This window comes from Lutispora sp. (assembly GCF_041687175.1).
Lineage (GTDB): Bacteria > Bacillota > Clostridia > Lutisporales > Lutisporaceae > Lutispora.
The window spans coordinates 1-7042 of record NZ_JAWLCK010000127.1; the positions used below are offsets into that span (position 1 = coordinate 1).

The 7042-nt window shown below is 33.6% G+C and carries 9 protein-coding genes; 8 read left to right on the plus strand and 1 reads right to left on the minus strand.

Going from position 1 to position 7042, the window contains the following annotated elements; all coding sequences use genetic code 11:
- Nucleotides 1-523: 523 nt before the first annotated feature.
- The 6 genes from ACESM9_RS13320 (at nucleotide 524) to ACESM9_RS13345 (ending at nucleotide 4692) form a co-directional block, all read left to right on the plus strand.
- A complete protein-coding gene (locus ACESM9_RS13320; protein WP_003519130.1) occupies nucleotides 524-922 on the plus strand; it encodes an ArsR/SmtB family transcription factor in 399 nt (132 codons plus the stop codon).
- A 153-nt stretch (nucleotides 923-1075) separates the two neighbouring features.
- Nucleotides 1076-2113 (plus strand): ACR3 family arsenite efflux transporter, encoded by a 1038-nt coding sequence (gene arsB / locus ACESM9_RS13325; RefSeq protein WP_095522197.1) that lies wholly within the window; start codon nucleotides 1076-1078, stop codon nucleotides 2111-2113.
- Between the two features lie 24 nt (nucleotides 2114-2137).
- Nucleotides 2138-2539 carry an arsenate reductase ArsC gene (locus ACESM9_RS13330; RefSeq protein WP_003519126.1) on the plus strand — a complete coding sequence of 134 codons (402 nt, stop codon included), beginning with the start codon at nucleotides 2138-2140 and terminating at the stop codon, nucleotides 2537-2539.
- A gap of 108 nt (nucleotides 2540-2647) precedes the next feature.
- The gene (locus tag ACESM9_RS13335) at nucleotides 2648-3664 is read left to right on the plus strand and encodes a permease (protein ID WP_014256056.1); all 1017 of its coding nucleotides are present in this window, start codon (nucleotides 2648-2650) and stop codon (nucleotides 3662-3664) included.
- Nucleotides 3665-3787: 123 nt separating this feature from the next.
- Nucleotides 3788-4015 (plus strand): thioredoxin family protein, encoded by a 228-nt coding sequence (locus tag ACESM9_RS13340; RefSeq protein ID WP_014256055.1) that lies wholly within the window; start codon nucleotides 3788-3790, stop codon nucleotides 4013-4015.
- Nucleotides 4016-4128: 113 nt separating this feature from the next.
- On the plus strand, nucleotides 4129-4692 hold the full coding sequence (locus tag ACESM9_RS13345) for a DUF2703 domain-containing protein (protein WP_101298565.1): 564 nt from the start codon (nucleotides 4129-4131) through the stop codon (nucleotides 4690-4692).
- Nucleotides 4693-4988: 296 nt separating this feature from the next.
- On the opposite strand, the gene ACESM9_RS13350 is transcribed toward ACESM9_RS13345, so the two are convergent.
- The gene (locus ACESM9_RS13350; RefSeq protein WP_103083169.1) at nucleotides 4989-5393 is read right to left on the minus strand and encodes a four helix bundle protein; all 405 of its coding nucleotides are present in this window, start codon (nucleotides 5391-5393) and stop codon (nucleotides 4989-4991) included.
- A 518-nt stretch (nucleotides 5394-5911) separates the two neighbouring features.
- Here ACESM9_RS13350 and ACESM9_RS13355 point away from each other — a divergent pair.
- A complete protein-coding gene (locus ACESM9_RS13355; protein ID WP_372999601.1) occupies nucleotides 5912-6820 on the plus strand; it encodes a ParM/StbA family protein in 909 nt (302 codons plus the stop codon).
- 4 nt (nucleotides 6821-6824) lie between these two features.
- Complete coding sequence (locus ACESM9_RS13360) at nucleotides 6825-6947, plus strand: hypothetical protein (protein WP_372999604.1); 123 nt, start codon at nucleotides 6825-6827, stop codon at nucleotides 6945-6947.
- Nucleotides 6948-7042: the final 95 nt, after the last annotated feature.

Sequence of the window (7042 nt, forward strand, 5' to 3'; positions counted from 1 at the left end):
TTGAAACTTTACCCTGTTCATCTTGCACCTTACCCCTATTTAGAACCGACTTTATTTTAAAAATTACTACAAGAATTAAGGAATAAATGTTATTAAATGGAATGAAAATATGGAATTTTTGAACCGACTTTATTATATGGAAAGAATTAGGAAAATGGGCATAAGGCGAGAAGGGATAAGGGTTTGAGGGATTTCGGTTTGGAGCGGAGTTTATTTTAAATATACATAGTTAGGGGTATGGATTTTTAGGGAAAAGGAATAAGGAAAATGTTTTAGAAATAATAAAGTTGACTCTATGATAATAAAGTTGGTTCTAAAATAATAAAGTTATTCCCAAAATTAGATTTTCACATCGTAGGGGAGGTTTGGGGTATGTTATGGGAACGTATTCTTGAATTATGTGATAAATATAAAAAACATATTTTTTGATTTATAAGATAATGTATTTATTGTTGACAGAGAAATAAATCAATACTATTATATATATGAGTATAATTGAATATAATCATATGGTGGTGATAAATTGGATTTAATAGAAATCTTTAAAGCGTTGGGAGATGAAAACAGAATTAGAATACTCAATTTGCTAATAAGACAGGAACTCTGTGTGTGCGAGATAGAAACAGTGCTGGATATGACGCAGTCTAATGCTTCAAGACATCTAAATAAATTAAAAACTTCAGGTATTATAACCAGTGAAAAGAAATCTCAATGGGTCTATTACAGAGTAGATAACAAGTTTATTGAAGAAAATAACCTACTGTATGAATTTATTAAAAACAAGATGGCTGAAAATACACAATTGTTAAGAGATATAGAGACACTTAAAAAATATAAAAACAGTAACTTTACATGTGAGCAACTACGGGAAGATAAAAGTCAGGTTCTTAAGTATCTTCGAGAGCAGTGCAATAACAATTAATGAAAATTATTAATAATAGAAAACTGATTTTAGTTATTTTTCTGTAAAAACTTTAAATTAGTCACTATATGATTATAACTGAATATAATCATATAGTAAGAACAAGATAATTTAAATTGATAGGGGGCATAAAACTTGAGTGACAAAGAAACAATGCAAGAAAATAAAGGATTAGGTTTTTTTGAAAAGTACCTTACAGTATGGGTAGCAGTATGCATTATAGTAGGAGTTGCAATAGGACAATTAGTTCCTTCAATCCCTGAAACTTTAAGCAAATTTGAATATGCAAATGTATCAATTCCTGTTGCTATTCTCATATGGCTAATGATTTACCCAATGATGCTGAAAATTGATTTTTCAAGCATTGTCAGGGCAACAAAAAAACCGAAGGGACTAATAGTTACTTGTGTAACAAACTGGCTTATCAAGCCTTTTACAATGTATCTTATTGCAGCGTTTTTCTTGAAAGTAGTGTTCAGTAGGTGGATTGGTCCGGATTTAGCGACAGACTATCTTGCAGGTGCAGTATTATTAGGAGCCGCACCATGTACCGCTATGGTATTCGTATGGAGTTATCTGACAAAAGGCGACCCTGCTTATACATTAGTGCAGGTAGCAGTGAATGACCTGATAATATTGTTTGCATTTACACCAATTGTTGCATTCCTATTAGGGGTAAGTAATGTGACCGTTCCTTATGACACGCTGATATTATCAACAATCCTGTTTGTTGTTATTCCATTGGCAGGAGGGTACCTTACTAGAAGGAACATCATTAAACATAAGAGTATAGAGTATTTCGAGAACATTTTTCTCAAGAAATTTGATAATGTAACAATCGTAGGTTTGCTTCTCACTTTAGTAATTATTTTCTCGTTCCAGGGTGAAATAATTTTAAGTAATCCCTTGCATATTATATTAATTGCCATACCATTAATTATCCAGACATTCTTTATATTCTTCATTGCTTATGGATGGGCAAAGATATGGAAACTTCCCCATGATATTGCAGCACCTGCGGGAATGATTGGAGCAAGCAATTTCTTTGAACTTGCAGTTGCAGTGGCAATTTCACTCTTTGGACTGGAATCTGGAGCCGCTCTTGCAACAGTTGTAGGGGTATTGGTTGAAGTCCCGGTCATGCTTACATTGGTCAGGATTGCAAATAGTACAAGGCATTGGTTTCAATAACCTTGTAGAAAAAGGTGGTATCGAATGAAAAAGAAGGTTGCTTTTGTATGTGTCCACAACTCTTGCCGTTCTCAAATGGCAGAAGGTTGGGCAAAGAAGTTGGGAAGTGACGTATTAGAAGCATATTCGGCAGGGACGGAAAAATACCCTGAAGTGAAGCCACTAGCAGTACAGGTAATGGAAGAAGCAGGAGTGGATATGAGTGACCATCATCCGAAACTATTAAGCGATATTCCGGCGGAAGTAGATATATTAATAACGATGGGATGTAATGTAGAATGCCCTTATGTACCATGCCAGCATATAGAAGATTGGGGGCTTAGTGACCCGTCAGGCGGACCAATAGAGGATTACAGAAAAACAAGAGATATAATTAAGGAAAAAGTCGAGGATTTAATACAGAGAGTAAAGAACAATCAGATTTGATAAGCGGTATGTAATTAATCAAAATAAGAGAATTGCAGTGAAGTTGAAAAGTGCAAACATGTTGAAAAATAACTTGAAGTGTGTAAGGGGTAAAGGGGATGTTTTCATATGAACATATTAGCCATGATATTCGGTTGGTTAAATGACCAACTATTAAAAATGAGATGGCTTTCAGAATTGGTAAGACTTCTTGTGGAAAAAGTATTTGGTTTACCTGTTAGCGAAAGGATAGGCGGAAGTATTCACTTTTTTATATACGATACAATTAAAATATTTATATTATTATCACTATTAATATTTGTCATATCCTATATCCAGAGTTATTTTCCGCCAGAGAGGACAAAGAAGATTCTCGGAAAGATAAAAGGCATTAAAGGGAATATACTTGGGGCACTGCTTGGTACGATAACTCCCTTTTGCAGTTGCTCCAGTATACCAATTTTTATAGGTTTTACTTCGGCTGGATTGCCTTTAGGCATAACCTTTTCTTTCTTAATATCTTCGCCAATGGTAGATTTGGCGTCATTAATGTTGTTAATTTCATTTTTCGGTCTTAAAATTGCCATAGCCTATGTTGTAGTAGGCTTAATTTTGGCAGTTATTGGAGGAACTTTAATAGAAAAGTTTAGACTTGAAAAATATGTAGAAGGATATGTAAGGGAAATTGAAAATGTTGATGCGGAAGTGCCTGAAATGACTCGTAAGGAAAGAATATCATATTCAAAGGAACAGGTCAGAGATATTATCAAAAGGGTTTGGCTATATGTATTAATCGGTGTAGGCATAGGGGCGGCTATTCATAACTGGATTCCACAGTCATTCATAGAAAATGTGGTTGGAGGTAATAATCCATTTGCAGTGATGCTTGCTACTGTAGTGGGCATTCCAATGTATGCTGATATATTCGGTACTCTTCCAATAGCCGAAGCGTTATTTGCAAAAGGAGTGGACGTAGGGACTATAGTGTCATTTATGATGGCAGTAACAGCCCTGTCTCTGCCTTCCATAATTATGCTCAGAAAGGTGGTAAAGCCTAAACTTTTAGCAATCTTTGTATCTATCGTATCAGCAGGGATTATTATTATTGGATACTTATTTAATGCTTTTTCATATATTTTTGTGTAAAGCAGAGATTCATTCTGAAATGATGAGTCTTGTAAAATGCACAGGATGTGAAATCTGTGTAAAAGAAAATTGTGGAATGACGATAATAACGGAAAAAATATTGATTGATGAGGAGGATTTATTATGGTAATCAAAGTTTTAGGTTCAGGATGTTGTAATTGCAAAAAATTAGAGGCTAATGTCAGAGAGGCTGTAAAGGAACTGGGACTTGAAGCCACTATTGAAAAAGTAGAGGATTTTAAGGACATTATGGCATATGGTGTAATGAGAACACCTGCACTTGTAGTAGATGAACAGGTAAAGATTATGGGAAGAGTTCCGTCGGTAGAGGATATTAAAAGATATTTATAACGAGGCGGGAGCATATTTCCGCCTCATTGAAACGCCGCTAATGTAAGAAAATTTTACTACAACCGAAAAATTTTCTTATGAATCTAGGCGTTATAAAGAAGGAGGCTTTTATTATGGGATGTTGTGAAACTCAAAGAAATAATACATGCTGTAGTACGAGTTGCGGGTGTGAAGAGCAAAATTATGAAGAAGAAAAGAAAAAAATAATAATTGATTTTTTGTTTTTAGATTTAAGTATATGTACAAGATGCCAGGGCACGGAGAGCAGTCTTGAAGAAGCCATTAAGGACGTTGCTAAAGTGCTTGAATTAGCGGGCATAGAAGTTGTTGTAAATAAAATTCATATTGATAGTAAGGAAAAGGCCATACAGTATAGATTTGAGAGTTCACCTACTATCCGTATTAATGGAAATGATATACAACTGGAAATGAGAGAATCACTTTGTGAATCATGTGGCGATTTGTGCGGGGATGAAGTGGACTGCCGTGTATGGGTGTACAAAGGTAAAGAATATAATGTTCCTCCAAAAGCAATGATAATTGATGCCATACTTCGTGAAGTATATAGTGACAAAAAAGCACAGTTAAATAATAGAGTTGGTAAGGAAGCATATCAATTACCGGAAAATTTACGTCGATTTTTTGAATCGATTGAGAAAAATAAGAATTGTGAATAAATGATAGGACTAATGTGCGATTTAATATAGAAGAAGATTAAAGCCTAAGCACATCAACATCTTGACCATATGAACCTTTCTATAAATAGGGCTATTATGATTTTTTAAATGCTTTGGAGATTTAGCAGTCTTTCCAAGGCATTTTTTATAACAGTCTGTAAAGTTCAAACTTATTCATTTGTAAAAATTTTTTCTAGGTGAATTTTAAGTCCACCAAAAGTATGTGATACTGCGCAATCATCGCCTTTGCAAATAGCAGGTGAAAATATTATGGAGTATGTAAAGATTATAAAATATTAGGGGTCAATTGTAACTGATTCATTATCTAAACAAGATTTTAACATCTTTATATAGCCATACAGCATTTTTATTACTTCAAGGAATTTCTCATCTAAAGTTTTGTATTGTTCTTCACTTATATAATGGTTTTGATATGCGGTTAGTAAATGGTTTCTCGTTTCACCACAACTGCCAAGGGCAGCGTTGGCATGGAATAATTCCCGCTTTATAAATAGTTGGGTATTTCCTTCGGCTATGTTTGCGGAAATACTTCGACTGCTTCTAATGATTTGGTCAGTAAGCCGGTACTGCTCATGGCTTGGAAACCCTTTAACCAATGCTTCTATTTCTCGTTCAAGAGCGTTTGCCTTCTGCCAAACTTTAAGCGTCTTAAAATCCCTTATGACTAAACCATTGCTCATTTAGATTCATCCTTTCAAATATTAGATTTTCCCACATTATACGGATTGTTAGATGTAAGTCAAATTTTAATGCTAGAATTTTTATAAAATTGTTTTTAAAAGTTAAAAGGCTTAATCATATAATTCGTAATTAGTCCTTAACTTTTGCACTTAGGACTAATATCCTAGCATGTTTTTTTGACGCTTAAAAATTAATTAAAGCATTGTTATATCAAGGATTTGGGGGAATTTGCTAAATATATATAGAGAAAGGTAATGTGAAAAAGAGGAAGAGGATTTAGGATATAAAGGTAGATAAAAATACTTGACTTTGCAATAAATGATTTACTATAAAAAATTGTCTTTAATAATAAGGTATTTTAATGAATTGACATTATATACCTCCGTTAAAATAAATTCCTACGCTTACCTGACTATCAGGTAAGCAATTTTTTTATTGCAGAAATACTTGAAATTATAAAAAGTGATTTAATAAAAGAACTATGAAGAACCAAAACCACTAGATTGGGGGAATTGTTATGAGAAATAGGATTTTATTAGGTCTTGATAATGGGAACAAATGTACAAAAACAAGTGAAGGTTATATTAGCGAATCAGGTTTTACTAAATCTAATACTGAACCAATATCATCAAGCAATCTTTTAATCTATGAAGGTAAATTTTATAGCATCGGAGGCCAGAGGTTAAGTGTTCAAATGGACAAGACTATCAACCAGGATGCTTTCATCTTATCGTTGCCTGCAATTGCAGATGCGATAAACAAAGCACAAGTAGAAGGTGAAGTAGATGTAATCCTGGGCGTAGGGCTTCCGATTGTCAATTATGGAATTCTTAAGAAAAAGTTTCGGGAATATTTTTTAAAGCGGGATATAAAGTTTAATTTTAACAAAAAGAATTATGCAATCAATATAGTTGATTGCCGTACTTATCCTCAAGGGTATTCCGCATTAATAACGGTGTTTAACAGTTACAAAAATCTTCTATGCAATGTTATTGATATTGGTGGATATACAATTGATTTTTTCAGAGTAGAAAATGGAATCATAGATGTTTCAGCATGCTATTCGCTTCCCAACGGAATCATCACATTAATTGCCAATATACAGCAGGAACTTCTTAAAACAAATATCAGACTTACGGAAACTCAGATACAGGAGATTATCACAGGAAAAGAACCTGTTCTTTTCGAGGCAGATATTAAGGAAGTAATTAAAGTGATGTCAGAAGAGTATGTAGAAAATATATTAGCGAAAATTCAAGAATATGGATTTGAGTTTCACAATCCTACTGTTTTTACAGGGGGAGGGAGCATAATGCTTCAGGATTACATTGAAAAGTCAAATAGAGTAAAGTACACGGACTTTCTTGACCAGTTTGCAAATGCCAAAGGTTTTAAAATCCTATTAGAGCAAGAACTAAGAAGGTGAGTTTATGACAACAAAACGAATAAACCTCTCTTTTTCCATAGATAGAGAGGATGACTTAAAGGTATATAGAATACTTTCTGAACAGAAATATAAAACAGATTATGTCATAAAGGCAGTATTAAGTTAACCTCTTGTGCTAGGTAGTAAGATTTGATTTTAAGGAATATTATACCAACTAATAAGGGTATAAAATCCTTGCTAGATAATTTTGTGTGGATTAAT

Bases quoted from the DNA above. Each gene is read 5' to 3' on its own strand.
- arsB (WP_095522197.1), top strand. From the start codon at position 1,076: ATGCAAGAAAATAAAGGATTAGGTTTTTTTGAAAAGTACCTTACAGTA.
- ACESM9_RS13330 (WP_003519126.1), top strand. From the start codon at position 2,138: ATGAAAAAGAAGGTTGCTTTTGTATGTGTCCACAACTCTTGCCGTTCT.
- ACESM9_RS13335 (WP_014256056.1), top strand. From the start codon at position 2,648: ATGAACATATTAGCCATGATATTCGGTTGGTTAAATGACCAACTATTA.
- ACESM9_RS13340 (WP_014256055.1), top strand. From the start codon at position 3,788: ATGGTAATCAAAGTTTTAGGTTCAGGATGTTGTAATTGCAAAAAATTA.
- ACESM9_RS13345 (WP_101298565.1), top strand. From the start codon at position 4,129: ATGGGATGTTGTGAAACTCAAAGAAATAATACATGCTGTAGTACGAGT.
- ACESM9_RS13350 (WP_103083169.1), bottom strand. From the start codon at position 5,393: ATGAGCAATGGTTTAGTCATAAGGGATTTTAAGACGCTTAAAGTTTGG.
- ACESM9_RS13355 (WP_372999601.1), top strand. From the start codon at position 5,912: ATGAGAAATAGGATTTTATTAGGTCTTGATAATGGGAACAAATGTACA.
- ACESM9_RS13360 (WP_372999604.1), top strand. From the start codon at position 6,825: ATGACAACAAAACGAATAAACCTCTCTTTTTCCATAGATAGAGAGGAT.